Source organism: Brevibacillus sp. AG, assembly GCF_028369215.1.
Lineage (GTDB): Bacteria > Bacillota > Bacilli > Brevibacillales > Brevibacillaceae > Brevibacillus > Brevibacillus porteri.
Genome location: NZ_JAQMYO010000003.1, coordinates 422,410 through 442,578, shown reverse-complemented (window position 1 = coordinate 442,578; position 20,169 = coordinate 422,410). Strand labels below are relative to the sequence as shown.

Sequence of the window (20,169 nt, the reverse complement as noted above, 5' to 3'; positions counted from 1 at the left end):
ATTTTCTGTTACGCCCTTTCTTGATATGATTGCTGAAAAATAAGGAGATACCATGCGACTAAAGGTTGTTGACGTTGAAGCATTTTTTATAGTTGGTATTGAAGTGGATTGTTACTATGATCGGGACGAGTTCTTGCAAGCGCCAGATTCCAGATTGTGTGAAATTAATAATGTCGTCGACAGTCATTTATACTATGAAGTTTGGAATTCGATTTCGGAAAAGAAAATGATAGGTAGACGAGTAAGTATCATCACTCATGTTCCTGACGGGTGTGTCGTGGTGACCATTCCCACTGGTCCCTTTGCAATGATCCATAAGAGCCAAACCAATAATGAACACGATCTGTTTGCAATGACGAATTATGAGGATATCGAAAAGATTGAATTTAGAACTCTCATGCTAAAAGACGAGACGGCAACTGTTGTGCACATGTATCGTCCAGTTGAGTATAGAGAAGATGTATTGAACATTCGTAACATACCTGTACTTTCTAAAGAAGTGTCAATCCAATTGAGAGAGCAATACATTCATACATTTTTTAACGTCAAGGGTGATTGTGTAAGGGAGTTTTTTTACAAACGGTACGTAAAACTAGACAAAGGCTATTTATGGGGATTTATCCAGGGAGACAGAACCACAGGGTTAACAGTTTCAGAAGCGATGGATTATCTTCATGACAAAGAAGAAGTATTATTTTTCTGGGATTCTGTTAGTTCGATTGGAAGAGACTTCACTCGAAATAAAGTATTCAGGCTGAGTACCAAGCGATTATTACAATCATACACCCGCTTTACTTTTGATCTGTATATCTTTGACTCTACATTAACCTGGACGATTATTTTTCATCATGAGCCGGATGCAGAAGGTTACAAATGTTGTTTGGTTACTAGTCCATAGGTGTTATAACGAAGTAGCTGTTCCCCATGAAGAAATTTGTTCATAGGGAGCAGCTTTTTTATGGGGAAAATAGGTTGTTTCAACTACACACCAACGTTTTCACTCGTCAGCGCCGCCTTTTTCGCCTTGGCAGCAGCCAGCTGCGAAAGGAAATAAACGATGAGGAACAGCAGCAAGCACGCTGCCGACCAGCGGTACATGACAGAGTAGCTCGAATGTGTAGCAATGACACCGAGGAGCACAGAGCCGACCGCGATCCCCAGATCGATGGAATTAAAGAACAGTCCATTCGCCATGCCGCGTTGCTCAGGTGTGACGACCTTTACCATCCACGCCTGGATAGAAGGCTGAATCATGCCATAGCCAAGCCCGTAGAAGGCAGCAGAGACGAGAAGCAAGGACTCTGTTGTTGTCAGGGACAGGAGCAAAAGGCTGACCCCGACGAAAATCGCACCAGGAGGCAGGACGGCAATGTGCCCTTTGCGATCATACAGCTTGCCGGAAAAAGGACGAATCAACACCATCGCCAGTGCATTCGTAAGGAAAAACCAGCCAACATTCTCAATGTGGGCTTCTTTTCCGTACAAGGCCAAAAAGCTGAGAATCCCGCCATACGTAATGGATAGACAAAAATTCAATCCAGCTGGAAGCAGCAGCTTTTTATCATAGAACCGGCGAATGCCTGTGACGGAGGGCGTGTTTTCGGTCGACACAGGAAGTCGATTGTACGCACGAATGAAATGCATCAACGGAAAAATAATAGCAACGAGTAGCACGAGAACCATGAGCATCCAGCCAAACCCAAACGAATTCAACAGTCCAAGTCCAATCATCGGACCGAGCGCCATAGCCAAGCTGGTCGATAAGCCAAAATACCCCATGCCTTCGCCGATCCGTTTGGCTGGAATCACATTGGAGACAATCGTCGGAAAGGTCGTGCTGCCCATACCAAAGCCGATGCCGACCAAGATTCGCAACAGAAGAAAGAAAACAATGCTTCCAGCCCAGTAATAGCCTGCGCTAAAAATAGCGACGAATCCAAGTGCTACGATCGCCAAGATCTTACTGTTTTTCGTTTTCAATGCTTCCCCAGTAAACACCCTTGCGACCACTGCTGAAAGTGAAAACAAGCTAATGACCAGGCTGACGACAAAATCATTGGCCTGATACGCTTCCTTCACATAGGCAGGGAATGTTGGGGTCTGCATTTGAACAGTGAGAAACAACATCAAATTACATACCGTTAACAGGACAAAATCTCTCGTCCACAGTCTCTCTCTACTCTCTCCCAATGCTGTCACTCCTAGTCTGTCGTTTTTCTATTGATGTTCTCGTTCATCTCCAGCAAGATTTCCCGCAAGAAGGCTAGCTTTTCAGGAGAGATCCCTTCCAAAATGTCTGCAACGGCATGAGCCTCTACGGGAATCGCCTGCTCAATCCATTCCCGTCCTTTCGGGGAAAGGGTAATGATGTAGGCACGGCGGTCTTGTTCGCTCAATGTCTTTTCGATAAAGCCTTTTTTGGCGAGTGTGTCTAAAATGCGTGTCATGGAAGGCTGATCCTTGGCCGAGCGCTGGGCCAGCTCTTTTTGATTGATACCCTCTTCTTCTCGTAGCCGATACAGGACGGCAAACTGCTCCGTGGTCAAATCAAACTCCTTTAAAAAAAGAGAGACATAATGAATCATTCTCCGGTATGTATTTCCAACGAGAAATCCAACCGGTTCTTTTTGCCAATGATCGATCAGGGGAATGACCCTCTTTCGTTCAAAAATACTTGCAATGACAATTATATGTATAACAAGTAATTATGTAAATGGAAAAAACCGCCCGATGACAGGCGGTTGGTTGCTTTTCCTTTACTGACGATACCTTCCTTTTCTTCTCGACGTTCGAAAGAAGTAATATCCCATCACGCCGATGACGCCAATGATCATGGCAATGACAAAGAAGTTATGCGACATCCATTCATACATCTGGGAGCCGACAAGCATATGCAGTGCCTCCTCTCCTTATGTGTACGTGGGGTAGCGATTGCTGCTGTTGTTATTTTCTTGGGAACGAAATGAAATGAACTCTCTTGCCGCCTTTTCGAGAAGTTGATCCTCGGGAGTAAGCTGCGCGTTTTGCTGATTGTCGATTGGTTGTTTTTCCTGGTTCGCTGATGATTGTGGGCTTGCAGAATACTGTATGTTTGCCTTATTCGTTGTCGCTGAAGTGTTGCTCGCATCATCTTGGCTATTGTTCGAGTCTTTGATGGGCGCAATATTCATGGAGCGCGTGAACTGATTGACCGCCATCTGCACGCCTTTTTTCTTGAGCTGATCCATCATGCCCTGCATGCCATTCCCTTTTGTCGTATTGATGCCCATCGCTGCGTACATCGGACAAAAGCGCGTAGCCCCTTCTGCTACTTTCATTGCTGAAAATGCCATGAGCAGCCATGGAGCATTGTATGGGCGACGACTCATTCTTCCGATGCCGTATGCCAAGCCTAACAGACCGCCAGTCATACGAATCATGGCATCCGTTCTACCTACGTTTTTATGCATGAGAGTTGTCCTCCTGTCGCAATGACTTCTATTCGATAGTCTGCGATGAAGGGCGACAAGACACCCGTGGGAATTGTTACTACCATCACCAAGCTTGCAGGGGAATGATTTATGGGCGGCGAAGCTGTAGAGAGCAATGAATGATCGTTCATTTTTTGAAAACATCGGCAGACCAGCAAGGAGAGAAGAAATGATGCGCGTACGAGCCATATCAGATCGTGATTACTTGAACATGATTCGCGTGAGCAGACGTCAGGCACCGGCAAGCCTCTGGATAAAAGGCGCAAGCGTTCTCAATGTGTACACAAAAGAATGGCAAGAGCATCACGTCGTAGTGGCAGGAGAACGTATTGCTTATGTAGGAGAAAAAGAGCCGTTGGTCGATGACCAGACCGTGATCATGGAGGCGGCTGGGCAGTATCTCGTGCCAGGTTACATCGAGCCACACGCGCATCCGTTTCAATGGTATAACCCTTACACGTTGGCTGACTTTGCACTGCAAACGGGAACGACTGGAATGGTGTCGGACTCACTGATGCTCATGCATCTTCCTTTTTCGCAAACGGCAGCGATCATGGATTCTCTGGCAGCTCATCCGGTGAAGCAATTTTTCTGGGGCAGACTCGATCCGCAGACAGGGAGGGCTCATCCGGCGTTCACTAAGGAAAGCTTGGCGCGAATGTTGGAGCATCCAAGAGTGATCCAAGGTGGGGAGTTGACGAATTGGGGCGGGGTTTTACAAGAGGATGAGACGCTGCTTTTTGGTTTGAAGCATGCGCGGGATTTAGGCAAAAGGATGGAAGGGCATCATCCGGGAGCTTCTTACGAGACCTTGAACATTGCCGCAGCAGCTGGCGTAACAGCTTGTCATGAAGCCATCCATGCAGCAGATTTGTTGTCGCGCATCCGTTTAGGCATGTATGCGACACTGCGCCATTCCTCCATTCGCCCTGATCTGCCGGAGCTGGTGAAAGGGTGGCTTGCGCTGGGGGTGCCGTGGTCATCACGGATGATGCTGACATCGGATGGAAGCACACCGCCGATGCATCGTGACGGGTTCATGAATAGTACGATCCGTGTGGCCATCGAAGCGGGGATGCCGCCAGAGGAAGCATATGTCATGGCGACGTTGAACCCGGCTGTCTATTACGGGCTGGACGCGGAGATCGGCGGAATTGCACCGGGACGAATCGCGGATATGCTGTTGTTGACTGCAAAGGATCAACCGACACCATCCATCGTGATTGCAAATGGACAACTGGCAGCAGAAAATGGAATCTTGCTTGTTCCAACGGTTCAGCCACAATGGGATGAAGCTTCGTTGGAATTGCAAGATCCCTTGGCGAAGAGAGCGAATCCCGAATGGTTCCGTCTACGGCTAGATGAAGACAGGAAGGCCCCGGTCTTGGAAATGCTGAATGCCGTTATCACGCGGTTGTCGCTAGAGGACATGCCCGTTGATAAGGATGGTTATGTAACTTTGCAGCATGATCCGCAGTTGGCGCTTATCGCCATCATCGATGCGACTGGCGGCAAGCGAACATTGGCAGTGCTTCGTGGCTTCGGTGAGCAGCTTGAAGGGCTGGCCAGCACCTATTCCGCGTCTGGCGATTGGATCGTAATCGGACGCAATCCCCAAGCGATGGCGCAAGCATTGGAGCGTATTCGGGAAATAAAAGGCGGGGTTGTCCTGATGGATGAAGGAAAAATGATCTGCGAATGCCCATTGCCTCTTGCTGGAAAATTCACGTCTGCGCCGATGGAGGAAGTGATCAGTATGGGTGAAAATTTGGTAAATCAGCTCCGTGCCAAAGGCCATGTCCATCTCGATCCAATTTATTCAATTCTGTTTTTTACCGCTACTCACTTGCCATATGCGCGTCTGACGGCAGATGGCATTGTCGACATTAAGAGTGGGCAAATCGTTGTTCCGGCACTCCCTTTACCTTGAGGGAGTATTTTTTTGGGTTTTTTTGTTTGTGCATCAATGATATATGTACATAAAAAATATTTTACTTCTTGTAAATTATCAGATTTATTTTAAAATAAAAGCAACCAAGCCTCATCTATCTTTATCCCCGAAGAGTCATCATTTTTGAAAGTCGCAACCTGGCTAACGAGGTAGATGGACTGGGTAACAAGAACAAAGAATGATAAAAGGGGGATTCATTCTGAATGAAAAAGCGTTCTTATGTCGGGGTTTTATCTGCGGTATTGGCTGCGAGTATGGCATTAACAGGTTGCGCAGGAAACAGTAATTCAAGCGGCGGAAGTAACGCAAGCGGGGGGCAAAGTCAATCAACTCCAGGCAACAGCGGTGGCGGAACGACAGAGGGTGGTCTCATCAAAATTGCCACACAATCCCCTCTGTCTGGGAGCAATTCCGCAGTCGGAGATGCGATTAAGACTGGCGCGGGTTACGCTCTCGAAAAGCGCAAGGAAGAGTTTAAAGCACTTGGCTTTGATCTCCAGCTTTTCCCTCAGGATGATCAAGGTGACCCAAAAATTGGGGTATCCAATGCGGAGATGCTTATCTCTGATCCCGATGTGTACGGTGTAGTTGGGCACTATAACACAGGTGTTGCGATTCCATCGTCTGTGAAGTACGAGGAAGGCAAGCTGACCATGGTATCCCCAGCCAATACAGGGGTGAAGCTCACGGAGGAAGGCAAGAAAACTGTCCATCGAATTTGTGCTCGCGATGACGCACAAGGACCAAAGGCTGCTCTTTATGCAAAAAATACACTTGGTGTAAAAACGGCCTATATTATCCATGATAAGACAGCATACGGCCAAGGTCTGAGCGATCAAGTGAAGATGCAATTCGAAAAGGACGGAGTCCAAATCCTTGGCTTTGAGGGCATTACTCAGGGCGAAAAGGACTACAGCGCGGTACTTAACCAGGTAACGGTGAAAAAACCGGACATCATCTTCTTCGGCGGTCTTTATCCAGAAGGTGGAATTATGGTCAAGCAAGCTCGTGAAAAAGGATTTAAGGGTTATTTTATGGGTGGCGACGGCTTGGATTCTTCTGATATGATAAAAATAGCCGGTGATGCTGTCGAAGGTGTAGTCTTTACGTCAGTAGCAGGGGACGTAACGCAAACCGAAGAGGGCAAGAAATGGGCTGAAGAGTACAAAAAAGCCACAAACAAGCCTCTGGAAACCTATTCCGTCTACGGTTTTGACTCCATGAACGTCATCCTCAATGGTGTTTTGGAAGCGACCAAAGCGAACGGAGGCAAAAAACCAACCCGCGAGCAAGTCCTCGATGCAGTTCACAAAACCAAAGATTTTCAGGGTCAATTCACCAAGGTTACCTTTGATGAAAAAGGTGACAACACAAATGCAGATGTATTCATTTACAAGTTTGACAAGGACAAATCCATTTTCGTAGGCAAGGCCGAGTAATCACACCACACAACGCGCACACACTCCCATGCCTCATATCAGGATAGGGGGCTGCACGCCGGTGTTGGCCCCTTTTCCACGAGAAAATAAGTCCAGTCAACGGAATGGATGCAGAAAATTTGTACAAGTCTACAAGAGAAATGAGGGATGGGAAAGCATGATCAATATTTTGCCGCAGGTGTTGGTTGACGGATTGACACTTGGATTTATGTACGCAGTGGTGGCTTTAGGCTACACTATGGTTTACGGGATTTTGGAAATTATCAACTTTGCCCATGGAGACATTTTCATGGTCGGAGCCTTTATCGGTACAGAGGTATTATTGATCTCTGATGCGCTAGGGGCACTTGAAGGTATGAATCCATTTGTCGCACTTTTCATAACACTCATAATTGCCATGGTATTAACTGGTGCTTTGGGGGTAGGAATTGAGAGGATTGCCTATCGACCATTGCGCGGAGCACCTCGGCTTGTGCCGTTGATTTCGGCGATTGGCGTATCGTTTTTGCTGCAAGACCTCGTACGTTTTACAGAAGCACTGGCTCGTAATGAGTTTTATCTGAACAGTCCCGCTCTTTTTACAGGTTCGATTCCATTAGGAAGTATTGCTACGATTCCAACAAAAGGATTGATCGTAATTGTAATTGCGATCGTCATGATGATTGCGTTGACGTTATTTGTGAATAAAACAAAATGGGGAATCGCCATGCGCGCCGTCGCACAAGACCAGAGTACGGCTTCGCTGATGACCATAAATGTAAACAAAGTAATCATGCTTACGTTTTTGATTGGCTCCAGCCTGGGTGGCGCTACAGGTGTTCTGTTTGCGCAAAACTACGGGACGATCGATCCGTATATCGGTTTTATTCTTGGATTAAAAGCATTTACAGCTGCCGTACTCGGCGGGATTGGGAACCTGCGTGGTGCGATGATCGGTGGCGTACTCCTCGGTCTTCTGGAATCCCTGTCCGGTGCCTTTATGGGGCCGTTGACCAACGGAGCCTTTGGTGCAGAGTACAAAGACGTGTTCGCGTTCAGTATTTTAATTCTCGTGCTTCTCTTCAAGCCGGAAGGACTGTTTGGCGAAGCTGTAAAAGAGAAAGTGTAGGTGAAATAAATGGCAAATCTCGCTTGGAAATCGTTTAAAGGCATTCCGCTGGTATTCACGTTGATTTGGATTGTAGCTTTTTCTGCCGCGTTGTACCTTATGGATAAATCGGTCATTGCGTTTCTCGGTATTCTTTCTTCCATTGTGCTTGTCTATTACACCAATACCTCAAAGACGATCAAGATGGTGATTGGCGCTATCGTTCTCCTCCTGATCATTCCGTTGGTAGCTGGTGAAAACCGTTACTACATGGAGGTAGCATCACAGGTAGGCATTTACGTAGCGATGGCTTTGGGCCTGAATATCGTAGTAGGCTTTGCTGGTCTGCTTGACTTGGGTTACGTCGCGTTTTTTGCTGCTGGGGCTTATGCGTACGCGATTTTCTCGACTTCGCAAGCGAATGAGTTTATTGCAGGGAACCTGTTCCCGCTATCCGGTGAGTGGTTTTGGCCATTTCTCATAGTCGGCTTGATTGTGGCTGCTGTTTTCGGAATATTGTTAGGATTGCCAGTTCTCAGAGTAAAAGGAGATTACCTCGCGATCGTGACCTTGGGCTTCGGTGAAATCATTCGCATTGTTTTCAACAACCTGGATAAGCCCATCAACATCACCAACGGTCCGCAGGGAATCACGCCGATTCCGTCTCCAGAGTTGTTTGGGATCAAAATGGGGACGCCGTTTTACTTTTACTTCATCGTGTTGTTTGTGATTGCCTTTATCGTTTTGGCGAATATACGCTTTGAGCATTCTCGTTTGGGCCGTGCATGGATTGCGGTACGTGAGGATGAGCTGGCTGCCCAGTCTATGGGGATTTCCCTGTTGAATACCAAGCTGGCTGCATTTGCCTTGGGTGCTTCCTTTGCTGGTGTCGTCGGTGTTATCTTTGCGGCCAAGCAGACGTTTATCGATCCGACCTCCTTTACGCTGATGGAATCGATCGGGATATTGGTCATGGTCATTCTGGGTGGTAGTGGCAGCATACCAGGGGTTGTGCTTGGTGCTGCTTTTGTCACAATCTTGCAGGTACAGCTGTTAAAAGAATTCTCCAACTTCCTGCACGGTCTGCAAAATGCGGGGATCATCAGTTTGCCTAACCAGCTGGACCCATCCAAGTTCCAACGACTCATTTTCGGAATTATGCTCATTCTCGTTGCCTTGTATCGCCCTAACGGATTGATTCCGGCCAAACGGAAGAAAAACGATCTCGATGCGATCAAAAATAGCGAGTTTGGCAAAGAAAAGCTGGGGATTCTCGGTAAACTGTCCCAATTGACTTCTGGAAAACAGTCATAGCGGACGAGGAGGGAAATGAGCATGGCATTGTTAGAGGCAAAAAATTTAACGAAGCGCTTTGGTGGCTTGGTAGCCAATCAAGACGTCTCGATTGGGATCGAAAAAGGAAGCATTACGGCTGTCATCGGTCCGAATGGGGCCGGAAAAACGACTTTTTTCAATATGATTACCGGATTTTACGAGCCAGACGAGGGAGAAATCCTGCTGAACGGCAAAAGCATCAAGAAGCTTCGTCCTGATCAGATCGCGAGTCGCGGTATCACCCGTACTTTTCAAAACATTCGTCTGTTCAAAGAAATGACGGCATTGGAAAATGTCATGGTGGGTGTGCATAGCCGCTTATCGGCTGGAATTCTCGGAATCCTGTTCAATTCCAAACGGGTACGCCAGGAGGAAGAGCGGACGCGCGTTGAGGCTTATCAGCTCATGGAGTATGTCGGGATCTCACATATTGCCAATGAAGCAGCAGGGAGTCTGCCTTACGGGTTACAACGAAGATTGGAAATTGCCCGGGCGATGGCGACCAATCCGCAAATCATTTTGCTCGATGAACCAGCGGCAGGGATGAACCCTCGCGAGACGGTTGAGATGACGGATTTTATTCGTCGGCTGAAAAAAGAGCTCGATTTGACGATTATCTTGATCGAGCATGATATGAAGTTGGTCATGGGACTTAGCGAATACATTCACGTGCTGGATTACGGGAGAAAAATTGCAGAAGGAACACCCGAACAAATCCGCAATAACCCTAACGTCATTGAGGCCTATCTCGGAAAAAGTGCGTCGGACGTGTCGTAGAAGGAGGAAAATCGATGGCATTGCTAGAGCTGACTAACGTTCATACGTATTACGGCGGCATCCACGCATTAAAAGGATTGAGCATGACGGTAAACGAGGGCGAAGTGGTGACACTGATTGGTTCCAACGGGGCAGGTAAATCGACCACGTTGAAAACGATATGTGCGCAGACTCGTGCCAAAGAAGGAAAAGTTATCTTTAATGGCAAAGACATTACGCAGATGCGTACACATGATATTGCCTTAGCAGGAATCGCCCACGTTCCGGAAGGTCGCCGCATTTTTCCTAAGCTGACCGTACGCGAGAATTTGGAGATGGGTGCCTTCAGTGTATCTGATAAAAAGGTGATCGAAGAAGGAATCGAGCGTGCCTTTGCTTACTTTCCACGATTGAAGGAACGGGTAAATCAAAAAGGTGGCACGATGTCCGGGGGCGAGCAGCAAATGCTGGCGATTGCTCGTGGACTGATGATGAAGCCCAAAATTCTCATGCTCGATGAACCGTCGATGGGATTGGCGCCTATTCTGGTGGAGCAGATTTTTGACATCGTTACGGAGCTGAACAAGGAAGGCATGACGATTCTCTTGGTCGAGCAAAATGCGAATCAGGCACTGTCTGTCGCGCATCGCGGTTATGTGATTCAGACAGGCGAAATTATTTTGAAAGACGACGCCCAGACATTATTGATGAATCCGCAGGTAAGAGAGGCGTATTTGGCGTAATAGAAACGTGAGTACCGATGGGGATTTTTGTCTCCGTCGGTTTTTCATTTCGTCAGCGAGGAGGATGTAGCTTGCTTGATATTAGTTCCCGCTTTGTAGAAGGGAGCGAGCCTCTCTATCTACAGCTTTATCGCTATTTTTGTACAGAAATACAAGGGAGGCGCTTGATCTCCGGGACGCGTCTGCCCTCTGTTCGGGCATTGAGTGGATTTTTGCATGTAAGTAAAACGACAGTCGAAAGCGCGTATCACCAGCTCATGGCAGAAGGCTATATCGAGAGTCGGGAGCGCAGCGGATTTTATGTGGTCGATGTGGACTGGGATGGGCCAATGCCTGTACCCACAGGGAAAGGGCAGCCACCAGTTAAAACGGTTCACGTCCAAACGCCTCCACCTACGACCTCACCAGTCCCAGTTCAATATGATTTTCACCAAGCACGCGTAGATGCCGAGCATTTTCCTTTTGACCGTTGGCGCAAGTACACCAACCAATGCATGCAGGAAGAAAACAAGCATGTACTCTACTACGGTGACCAACAAGGCGAGCCGCAGCTGCGGGAGGAGCTCGCACGCTATCTCGGACGTGCTCGAGGTGTACAAGCTACGCCGGAACAAATTGTGATCGGTGCGGGGACGCAAGTGATGATCAGCTTATTGGGGTTCTTATTCGGGACACGAGGACAGGCTGTTGCGATGGAAGAGCCGGGCTATCACGGTGTTCGTGCCGTGTTTTCTCATTTGGGCTATGATGTACGCCCGATCAGGCTGGCGGAGGATGGGATTGATGTGGAAGCGCTCAATGAGAGTGGAGCGCAGCTGGTTTATATCACTCCGTCTCATCAGGACCCGACTGGAATTGTCATGCCGTATGCCAAACGGCTAAAGCTGCTACACTGGGCGAATCAGACAGGGAGCTACATCATGGAGGATGACTACGATGGTGAGTTTCGCTATCATGGCAAGCCAATTCCTTCCCTTCAAGGGCTGGATACGCAGGGACGCGTCATTTATTTGGGGACGTTCTCCAAGGCGTTATTGCCGTCGATTCGGATGAGCTATATGGTTTTGCCACAAACGTTATTGGCGGTGTTTCAGGAGAAGTTGGCGGATTTTGACCAGTCGGCATCACGAATTCATCAGGAGACGCTGGCCTTGTTCATGAAAAATGGCGATTGGGAACGGCATATTCGCAAGATGCGGACGCTTTACCGCAAAAAGCATGGGGCGCTGCTTCAGTGCTTGCAGGAACACTTCGGGGCGTACATCCGGATCAAAGGTCAGGATGCCGGGCTGTCCGTAACGGTAGAAGTGAAAAGTGAGAGCACTCCGCAACAGTTGAAGCAAATTGCGGCTGCATCAGGCGTTCGTGTCTATCCAACCGCACATAAATGGGTTCATCCGCAGGAAAATGGGCTGCCGGCTTTTCAGTTCGGCTTCGGGGGGCAGACCATCGAGGAGATTGAGGATGGCGTTTGTCTGTTGAAACGTGCATGGGAGCCTTATTTGCACAAGGACATGGGCGAGGAATAGAACAGGGAGAATCGCGAATAGTGCGCTAATCGATTATTAAACGGCGATCAAACGATCCCGGTTTAACAAAAGAGAAAAAATGAAAAGCAGCATCCCAAAAAGGGAGTGCTGCTAATAATTAAGGGACGTACTGTTCTGTAACTTTTGTGATAATGCCATTCTTTACTTCAACGTGGAACGGTATCTGATAAGGAATTCCCTTGGAAAGCACAAACTTTTTAAAAGTATCGGTGTTTACTGCTTCATTCCAATGGAAATTCCCATCTTTTTGTGTAGAGTTGGTTTGAAGAGTAAACGAAGCCTTTGGAGAAATTTCAAATGTTCTAATTTTAGGACTGCTATTACGAATGTAATATGGCATTGGATAGTCTTCTTTTTCCGATGGATGATCTTGACGATAAGCTTTTACTGCTGCCTCACCGAAAAACCATTGAACATAGTCAAGCGAGACGAGTAGCTTTCCATTTTTCACTTGTAACGTTTTCACATAGGCCATTGATTTTTCAAGGGTATTTCCTTGTTTATCCTTGCTACTTGTTGGAACAATTACTTGGGGAGGAACAGGCGCAACCGTTCCTTGCTGTGAAGCTGCATGAGCGTCAGTAACAAGCAATGAACAGAATAACAAAGAAGAAAGCAGCAAATATGTTTTTCTCATAGGTTGTCAATTCCTTTCTATTTGCGCGTAATACTTTTCACAATTAGTAGGACGAAAAACTAACGAAACCGTTTCGCCTCAAGAAGAAAAATTTAACATAACTATATCGAGTGAAAAGTAAGTGAACGGATTGAGCTGTTATCATTGGCAAAACAAGCGAGTCAGCACAAAGAGAAACCTCCTGTCATCAGAGCAGACTGATGAACAGGAGGTTTTTTCATAGCAGTTCAAGCAGATTTCAAGACATTCGATACCCTAACTGAGCAGACATCGCACGTACCGTCGCTAGCGTTTCTTGTAAAATCTCGTCTTTTTTCGGCATCACACGGTCAGAGGGACCGATGACACTGACGGATGCAGTTATGTGTCCAGTCGAATCAAAAATCGGGGCAGCGATTCCGGTCACGCCTGTGTTACGTCGATTCGAGCTGATTTCATAACCTCTCTCGCGGATCGTCACCAAGTCCTCTTTGATTTGCTCGACCGACGTGTACGAATGAGGCGTGTAGCTTTTCAGGGGATGTTCCTGCAATATCTCGTCCTGAAACTCCTCCGGCTGATAGGCGAGTAAAACCCTGGCGGCGGAGGTAGAGTAAAGGGGAAAACGCCGGAAGGATTCTACGGTAAACCGAACAGGGTGAAGTGAATCCTCTTTGGCTACATAAATCGCGTCCTTGGAATCTTGTACACATAAGACCGCCAATTCGTTTGTCCGTGAGACAAGCTGGTCTAAGAACGGTTTGGAAAAATCAACGATATCGTGATTCGTGAGCACCTTAGTGCCCAGCTCCAAAAGCGTGTAACCAAGCGTATACTGCTTGGTTTTTTCATTTTGGCGGATAAAGCCTTCAGACTCCAGCGTGGACAGGAGCTTGTGAACGGCTCCCTTGGACAGCTGGAGCTTTTTGCTGAGCTCCGTTACCCCGAGTTCCTTTGGCGAATCGAGAAATATTTTTAACAGCCGACAGCCATTTCGAACAGAAGACAATACTTGGTCCATACAAACGTCTCCTTTGCTTACATTAGCCTTATTTTACGTGTAAGAAACAATGCTGACAATCTCGCAATTCGGGCAATGATGATGCTATTACGACTACCTTGAATAGTCTGTATCTTTATGCTAGTATAACATTATCGTTCTCTAATAGGAAACGCTGTTCTCTATTCGTGAACAAAACAGATAATCGGGGGTCGAACTTACATGAAGAAAAAGGCATTATCCGTCTTGTCCATTTTCGCTTTGACTGGTTCCTTGCTGGCTGGATGTGGCTCATCCGCACCACAAACATCTGCTCCTGCACCGGCTGCTGGCAACAAAAGCGGCACCGAAGCACAAGCTCAGCTGGAAGACACTCTGGTAGTAGCAGGAAACGGCGCAACCGTTGAAAAGATGATGAAGGATGAAGTCTTCAAAAAGTTTAACGAGAAATATCCGAATGTAAAGCTGACCTATGTTTCCGGGGTTTCTACGGACATCGTAGCGAAGGTTAAGGCACAAAAAAATGCTCCGCAAATCGACTTGACCATCGTTGAGGGCGGCGAGCAAGAGAAGGGTCGCCAAGAGGGCTTGTGGGAAACCGTATCCGCAACAGATATTCCGAACATGAAAAACGTACCGGAAGATTTGCATGTGACGGAGGAGAGCGGTGTAGTCGTAAACTTTACGCCGATGGGGATTTCCTACAATGCGGACCTGGTAAAAGAAAAAGGCTTGCCTGTACCGAAGTCCTGGAATGATCTGGCGAAGCCTGAAGTGAAAGGCTACATCACGATGACAGACGTAGCGAGCAACTTCGGACGTTCTGCGATGATCATGCTGGCGTACGCAAATGGCGGGTCCGAGAAAAATATGGAACAGGGCTTCAAACAAATGGAAACGATTGCAGGATACATGCCGACCTTTGCAAAGAGTGCAGCACAGCTTCAGCAAAATCTGCAAAACAAGAGCGCAGCGTACACCACTTGGACAATGGCGCGTAGCTTGACACAAAAAGAAGCAGGCGTACCATTGGAGTTCGTTTTCCCTGAAGAGGGCGGAAACATCGTACCGAACGTAGCTACGCTGGTAAAAGGTTCGAAGAGTCCAAAAGCCGCTAAAGCATTCGTCGATTTCCTTTTGACAGATGAAATTCAAACGATGTACGCAACGAAGCTGTACTACAATCCGGCAACATCCGTGAAGCTGCCAGACGATGTAGCGAAAACATTGGAATTCGATCGTACAAAGGTAGTCGACTTCGACTATAGCGTAGTGAGCAAGGAAACATCTGCTTGGTTGGATCGCTTTAACAAAGAAATCGCACCTAAAACAGGAAAGTAGGTATTCACGTGACCAAGGTGATTGACGTTGAACTGCGCGGCATCATGAAAAAATTTCAAAGCAATGTCGTGGTTCAAAACTTCAACCTGCAGGTGGAGCAAGGCGAATTCATCTCGTTCCTCGGCCCATCTGGTTGCGGTAAGACCACGACCTTGAATATGATTGCTGGTTTTTTGGACCCGGATGGCGGAGACCTCTTGATCAAGGGGCAGCGAATGAATGGCGTGCCTCCGTACAAAAGAGAACTGGGAATGGTGTTTCAGACGTACTCGCTGTTCCCGCATATGACTGTGGCGGAAAACATCGCCTACGGCTTGAAATTACGCAAAGTGAGCAAGCAAGAAATGCAAGAGCGTGTGAATCGTGTACTTGGCCTGGTCAAGCTGCCAAACGTAGCAGACCGCTACCCGAAACAGCTCTCTGGCGGACAACGTCAGCGGATTGCGATTGCACGGGCGCTTGTTATTGAGCCGTCGCTCTTGCTTTTGGATGAGCCGCTCAGTAACTTGGATGCCAAACTTCGGGAAGAGCTGCGCGATGAGTTAAAGCGCTTACATCACGAAATCGGCGTTACGACTATTTTCGTTACACATGACCAAGAAGAGGCGCTCGCGCTCTCTGATCGCATCGTGGTTATGAATCACGGATTTGTGGAGCAAATCGGTACACCGCTGGAGATTTACAATCAGCCCGCATCTGAATTCGTACATACCTTCATCGGTAAGACGAACCGTTTGGAAGGGGAAGTCATCGGAATTGACGGGGATGTACTTACGCTGCGGACGACTGGTGGAATGCTCGTGAAGGCGGCAAAGCAACAGCGAACAGTGGCACTCCATGAAAAAGTGATCATTTTTATCCGACCAGAGAAAATCAAGCTGACTGATACAGCGGTCAGTGAGGAAGCGAATCGGGTAAAAGGACATTTGCAGCTTGCCTCCTTCCTGGGTTCGTACACAGAATGTGAGGTCAAGGTCGGGGAGCATACGCTTTCGGTAAAAGTCCAAATGACCGATAGTTCGGTGGACCGCCAAGAAGGTCAAACGGTTTACTGTCAATGGAACGCGGACGACGTACTGGTCATGCCCGCAGGAAGGGGATGACGGATGAGCAAGCGTCTCTCGGTTACATTGTTGACAGCACCTGCGATGATTTTGCTGCTTGGCGTATTCATCCTTCCGATGCTGATGATGCTTTTGCTCAGCTTTCAGGATGAGAATCAGGCGTTCTCTTTTCACAATTATTCATTATTTGTACAAGATCCGTACTACTTGGAGATTCTGTGGCGGACAATTCGCGTGAGTCTCTGGACGGTACTGGCGTGCCTCTTGCTTGGATTTCCTGTAGCGATGTACATGGCGCAGGCCACAGGGAAAATGCGTGGAATCGTCACGATGCTGATCCTAGCCCCTCACCTCATCAGTGTTGTTATTCGCAACTTCGGTTGGGTAGTGGTATTGGGGGAAAAAGGGTGGATCAATGAAACATTGATGAGTCTGGGGTTGATCGATCAACCATTGCGGCTGTTGTACAACGAGCTGGGTATTGTGATCGGTCTGACGGATTCCTTTATTGCCTACATGGTTCTGGCGATTGCAACCAGCTTGTATGCCATCGATCCGTCCCTGAATAAGGCGGCATCGATTTTGGGGGCTTCCCGCGCACGTACGTTTTTCAGTGTGACATTACCCTTGTGCTTGCCGGGGATGATTGCTGGTACGACACTGGTGTTCAGCTTGTCGATGAGTGCTTTTGTAACACCTGCCTTGATGGGTGGAACGTCCGTGAAGGTCATGCCTGTCATCGCCTATGAGCAAATCATGGCGACACTGAACTGGCCTTTGGGTGCGGCACTTGCCTTCCTGCTTCTGGGTAGCACGATTCTATTGGTGACTTTGTATACGAAGCTGATTGAAACCAAGCGGTATAAAGAGGTGTTTGCGTCATGAAAAAAATAAACGTACTCGGACTCATCACATTCTTTGTGCTTGTTTTGGTCAATCTGCCGTTTCTGGTCATCATCCCGAGCTCCTTTACCGCAGCAGGATATCTCGGGTTTCCGCCGGAAGGGTTTTCGTGGCAGTGGTATGAAATGATTTTGGATCGACCGGAGTTCATCGATTCGCTGTGGTTCAGTCTTAAGCTAGCTACGGTAACGGCAATTTTGGCGACTCTCATAGGGACATTGGCTGCATTCGCGCTGTCCAAATACAAGTTTCGTGGGAGCGGCATCATCAACGCACTGATGCTTTCACCGCTTACCGTTCCTTCGCTCATTATCGGGATTTCCGCGCTGCTATTTTTCACACGAATTGGTATCGCGGGGACGTTTACGGGGCTTTTGCTGGCGCACATGCTGATCTCGATTCCGTATGTCGTAAGGCTGGTGCTCACAGGGCTTAGCTCGTTCGATTATACGTTGGAAAAAGCGGGATACATGTTGGGGGCCCATCCGTTTCGGGTGTTCTGGGATATTACGTTGCCACTGTTGCGTCCGGCCATCGTGTCGGGGATGATCTTTTCGTTCTTGACGTCGTTTGACAATGTGACGGTTTCCTTATTCTTGGTGGCACCGGATACGACGACGCTGCCACTCGCGATTTTCACCTATATGCAGGAAACACTTGACCCGTTGGTGGCTTCGATCTCCTCGGTGGTCATCCTGCTGAGTCTGGTGTTCATCGTCTTGTTGGAAAAAGTGTACGGACTAGAGCGCCTGTTCGGACTCAATTCACAATCTCACTAAGGAAGAGGCACTATGTCAATCCACACTTATGTACAAGAGAATATGTCCCACTATCTACAGCTACTCGAAGAGGCCGTCAACATGGACTCGCCTTCTCGTGACAAACAGCTGGGCGACCGCATGGCGGGCTGGTTCGCTTTGCAGTTTCAACGGCTGACAGGGGGAGTAGCAGAGCTGATCCCGAATAAGACGTATGGCGATCAGGTGCGTTGTACGCTGGGCAACGGGGAAAAGCAAATCCTCATCATCGGCCATTACGATACCGTATGGCTAGAAGGAGAGGCAGCTCGCCGACCATTTGCGATCCGGGATGAGAAAGCGTACGGGCCGGGCGTATACGATATGAAAGCGGGCGTTTTGCAAGCAATGTTCGCGATGCGTGCATTGGTAAAGCTGGATCGCCTGCCTGCAGATAAAAAAATTGTGTTATTGCTAAACAGTGACGAGGAGATTGGCAGCCCGACTTCTCGCCAGCTGGTAGAAGAAGCAGCAGCGCGTTCGGTGGCAAGCTTTGTGTTGGAGCCGCCAACCGAACCGAGCGGTGCACTCAAAACATGGCGGAAGGGAAGCGCCTATTTTACCGTGACAGTCAGCGGTATTTCCTCACACGCTGGCGTCGATCATCAAAAAGGTGTCTCTGCCATTGAAGAGCTGGCGAGACAGGTGCAATTTCTGCATGCCTTGACCGATTACGAGAAAGGCACCACGGTCAATGTGGGCGTCATCAAGGGCGGGATTGGCTCCAATGTCGTAGCCGACTCGGCAGAAGCAGAAGTAGACGTGAGGTTTATCTCGATGGAAGAGGCATTACGCATCGAGAAGGTAATGAGTGAACTCACGCCAGTGCTCGCAGGTACAAACATCAGCGTAAAGGGAGGCATTCGCCGACCGCCGATGGAGCGCACCGAAGAGACAGGCAAATTATTTTCCCTTGCACAATCGATTAGCATCAATGAACTAGGGATGGCTTTGGAAGAGTCGGGTACAGGTGGAGTCAGCGATGGCAACTTCGCTGCTGCTTGTGGAGTCCCGACGCTGGATGGACTTGGTGTAAGGGGTGGCTACGCCCACTCACCGGATGAATGGATCGAACTGGGAGAAATATCGACGCGGGCTACTTTGTTGGCGCGGTTGATAGAGGAAGTATAGAGAGAAAAGAAAAGAAAAGGCACCTGCCTTGATGCGAGAGAGATTGCATCGGGGCAGGTGCTTTTGTTTTTGTGTGAGGAAGAAGAGGTTATTGTTTCGAGGATGTATTCAGCTTTTTCACAAAGCTGTTGAGGTAGTTCGCTCCGCGGCTGGTGAGGATACCAGCCAGCACGGCAGAAACGTAGTAGCCGCTGCCCTCAAGACCAAAGGGGTTGACTTGAAAAGCGAGGGAGAGCGAAATGCCAATGAGGATAGAGAGGATGTAAGTGGAGCGATCTTTTAATACGGGGAAGGCATTCTTTAAAATTTCGGTTACGGCTTCGATCAAGATCGCCATAAAAGTAAGCAAACTCAGGCTGTGAATGAACTGGTCCATGTCAATCAAAGGTTGTTCCTCCTTTTGTTGGTAAAGCGGGGCATGCTTCGGGGAGTCAGAGGCGATCAAGGCTGATAAACAAACATCCAGCCGTCATTCATTGGGAAGGGAGTTAATTCGCGAAGCGAGATTTCGCCCCAAGGAAGGGAGGTGTCACCTTTGTGGTTAACGTTGCAACATCTAGGAAATCCTCGCTTGCATGTACGTTTTGAGTTCGGTTTCTAGCTCTTTGACACGGTACTCTAGCTGTTGTCTTTCTACTACCAGCGTCGTGTATTTATCTCGCCACTCCTGCACGATGGTTTCAAGCTCCATGCAACGGTTGCGCCAAACGTGGAGTTCTTCCCGAAGCTTGTCCATTTCCTGACGAAGCTCCTGACGAATTTGCTGGTTTTCCTGCGAGATTTGCTGCCTGTCTGTAATCATCAACTCTTTCTTGTTGTTGTGGCGAGCGACCAGATAAGTGACGATTGCCGTCAGTACACTGGATACTACCAAAGGGAGAGTGGAAGAGTTGAGTAGTGTTTGGATCATCCGTTTATTCACCCGCTTTCTCTTGTGAGGTCTATATATAGAGTAGACAGTTTGGGAGATTTCTCACGGTGTTTTG

The 20,169-nt window shown here is 48.1% G+C and carries 21 protein-coding genes; 13 read left to right on the top strand and 8 right to left on the bottom strand.

The annotated features are described in order from the left end of the window. Positions 1–52: 52 nt before the first annotated feature. The gene (locus tag POF51_RS10955) at positions 53–898 is read left to right on the top strand and encodes a hypothetical protein (RefSeq protein WP_173622584.1); all 846 of its coding nucleotides are present in this window, start codon (positions 53–55) and stop codon (positions 896–898) included. An 83-nt stretch (positions 899–981) separates the two neighbouring features. On the opposite strand, the gene POF51_RS10950 is transcribed toward POF51_RS10955, so the two are convergent. The 4 genes from POF51_RS10950 to POF51_RS10935 form a co-directional block, all read right to left on the bottom strand. Beyond that, positions 982–2,190 carry an MFS transporter gene (locus tag POF51_RS10950; RefSeq protein WP_174230738.1) on the bottom strand — a complete coding sequence of 403 codons (1,209 nt, stop codon included), beginning with the start codon at positions 2,188–2,190 and terminating at the stop codon, positions 982–984. Positions 2,191–2,201: 11 nt separating this feature from the next. Beyond that, positions 2,202–2,585, bottom strand: coding sequence for a MarR family winged helix-turn-helix transcriptional regulator (locus POF51_RS10945; protein WP_442869531.1), 384 nt, complete (start codon positions 2,583–2,585; stop codon positions 2,202–2,204). A 171-nt stretch (positions 2,586–2,756) separates the two neighbouring features. Further along, entirely contained in the window at positions 2,757–2,891 is a 135-nt protein-coding gene (locus POF51_RS10940; RefSeq protein ID WP_017249723.1) for an EYxxD motif small membrane protein, read from the bottom strand. An 18-nt stretch (positions 2,892–2,909) separates the two neighbouring features. Continuing rightward, positions 2,910–3,449, bottom strand: coding sequence for a YgaP family membrane protein (locus POF51_RS10935; RefSeq protein ID WP_017249724.1), 540 nt, complete (start codon positions 3,447–3,449; stop codon positions 2,910–2,912). Positions 3,450–3,642: 193 nt separating this feature from the next. On the opposite strand from POF51_RS10935, the gene POF51_RS10930 reads away from it, so the two are divergent. The 7 genes from POF51_RS10930 (at position 3,643) to pdxR (ending at position 12,310) form a co-directional block, all read left to right on the top strand. Continuing rightward, positions 3,643–5,400: an adenine deaminase C-terminal domain-containing protein gene (locus tag POF51_RS10930; protein ID WP_069847518.1), complete on the top strand. Its 1,758-nt coding sequence runs from the start codon at positions 3,643–3,645 to the stop codon at positions 5,398–5,400. 224 nt (positions 5,401–5,624) lie between these two features. Then, complete coding sequence (locus POF51_RS10925; protein WP_017249726.1) at positions 5,625–6,860, top strand: branched-chain amino acid ABC transporter substrate-binding protein; 1,236 nt, start codon at positions 5,625–5,627, stop codon at positions 6,858–6,860. A gap of 61 nt (positions 6,861–6,921) precedes the next feature. Beyond that, a complete protein-coding gene (locus POF51_RS10920) occupies positions 6,922–7,968 on the top strand; it encodes a branched-chain amino acid ABC transporter permease (RefSeq protein WP_017249727.1) in 1,047 nt (348 codons plus the stop codon). 9 nt (positions 7,969–7,977) lie between these two features. Then, entirely contained in the window at positions 7,978–9,261 is a 1,284-nt protein-coding gene (locus POF51_RS10915; RefSeq protein ID WP_069847335.1) for a branched-chain amino acid ABC transporter permease, read from the top strand. Between the two features lie 21 nt (positions 9,262–9,282). Then, complete coding sequence (locus tag POF51_RS10910; RefSeq protein ID WP_144617864.1) at positions 9,283–10,059, top strand: ABC transporter ATP-binding protein; 777 nt, start codon at positions 9,283–9,285, stop codon at positions 10,057–10,059. A gap of 14 nt (positions 10,060–10,073) precedes the next feature. After that, on the top strand, positions 10,074–10,781 hold the full coding sequence (locus POF51_RS10905) for an ABC transporter ATP-binding protein (RefSeq protein ID WP_069847329.1): 708 nt from the start codon (positions 10,074–10,076) through the stop codon (positions 10,779–10,781). A gap of 71 nt (positions 10,782–10,852) precedes the next feature. Next, entirely contained in the window at positions 10,853–12,310 is a 1,458-nt protein-coding gene (gene pdxR / locus POF51_RS10900; protein WP_069847327.1) for a MocR-like pyridoxine biosynthesis transcription factor PdxR, read from the top strand. A gap of 118 nt (positions 12,311–12,428) precedes the next feature. Here pdxR and POF51_RS10895 read toward each other — a convergent pair whose 3' ends face one another. Both POF51_RS10895 and POF51_RS10890 read right to left on the bottom strand, forming a co-directional pair. After that, entirely contained in the window at positions 12,429–12,968 is a 540-nt protein-coding gene (locus POF51_RS10895; protein WP_069847325.1) for a hypothetical protein, read from the bottom strand. 238 nt (positions 12,969–13,206) lie between these two features. Further along, positions 13,207–13,968 (bottom strand): IclR family transcriptional regulator, encoded by a 762-nt coding sequence (locus POF51_RS10890; protein ID WP_017249733.1) that lies wholly within the window; start codon positions 13,966–13,968, stop codon positions 13,207–13,209. A 201-nt stretch (positions 13,969–14,169) separates the two neighbouring features. Between POF51_RS10890 and POF51_RS10885 the strand changes: the two genes are divergently transcribed. The 5 genes from POF51_RS10885 to POF51_RS10865 are packed head-to-tail and all read left to right on the top strand — an operon-like array spanning position 14,170 to position 19,183. Beyond that, the gene (locus POF51_RS10885) at positions 14,170–15,288 is read left to right on the top strand and encodes an ABC transporter substrate-binding protein (RefSeq protein ID WP_069847322.1); all 1,119 of its coding nucleotides are present in this window, start codon (positions 14,170–14,172) and stop codon (positions 15,286–15,288) included. Between the two features lie 8 nt (positions 15,289–15,296). Then, positions 15,297–16,391: an ABC transporter ATP-binding protein gene (locus tag POF51_RS10880; protein WP_017249735.1), complete on the top strand. Its 1,095-nt coding sequence runs from the start codon at positions 15,297–15,299 to the stop codon at positions 16,389–16,391. 3 nt (positions 16,392–16,394) lie between these two features. Then, entirely contained in the window at positions 16,395–17,237 is an 843-nt protein-coding gene (locus POF51_RS10875) for an ABC transporter permease (protein ID WP_069847320.1), read from the top strand. Beyond that, positions 17,234–18,034: an ABC transporter permease gene (locus POF51_RS10870; protein WP_048031089.1), complete on the top strand. Its 801-nt coding sequence runs from the start codon at positions 17,234–17,236 to the stop codon at positions 18,032–18,034. Before POF51_RS10875 ends, POF51_RS10870 begins: the two co-directional genes overlap by 4 nt. Before the next feature lie 12 nt (positions 18,035–18,046). Further along, complete coding sequence (locus POF51_RS10865) at positions 18,047–19,183, top strand: M20 family metallopeptidase (protein WP_069847317.1); 1,137 nt, start codon at positions 18,047–18,049, stop codon at positions 19,181–19,183. 88 nt (positions 19,184–19,271) lie between these two features. Here the strand turns inward: POF51_RS10865 and POF51_RS10860 are convergent, their stop codons facing one another. Together POF51_RS10860 and POF51_RS10855 are read right to left on the bottom strand one after the other, a co-directional pair. Then, positions 19,272–19,559, bottom strand: coding sequence for a hypothetical protein (locus POF51_RS10860; RefSeq protein ID WP_026043182.1), 288 nt, complete (start codon positions 19,557–19,559; stop codon positions 19,272–19,274). Between the two features lie 180 nt (positions 19,560–19,739). Continuing rightward, positions 19,740–20,093, bottom strand: a complete 354-nt coding sequence (locus tag POF51_RS10855; RefSeq protein ID WP_017249740.1) for a hypothetical protein — start codon at positions 20,091–20,093, stop codon at positions 19,740–19,742. Positions 20,094–20,169: the final 76 nt, after the last annotated feature.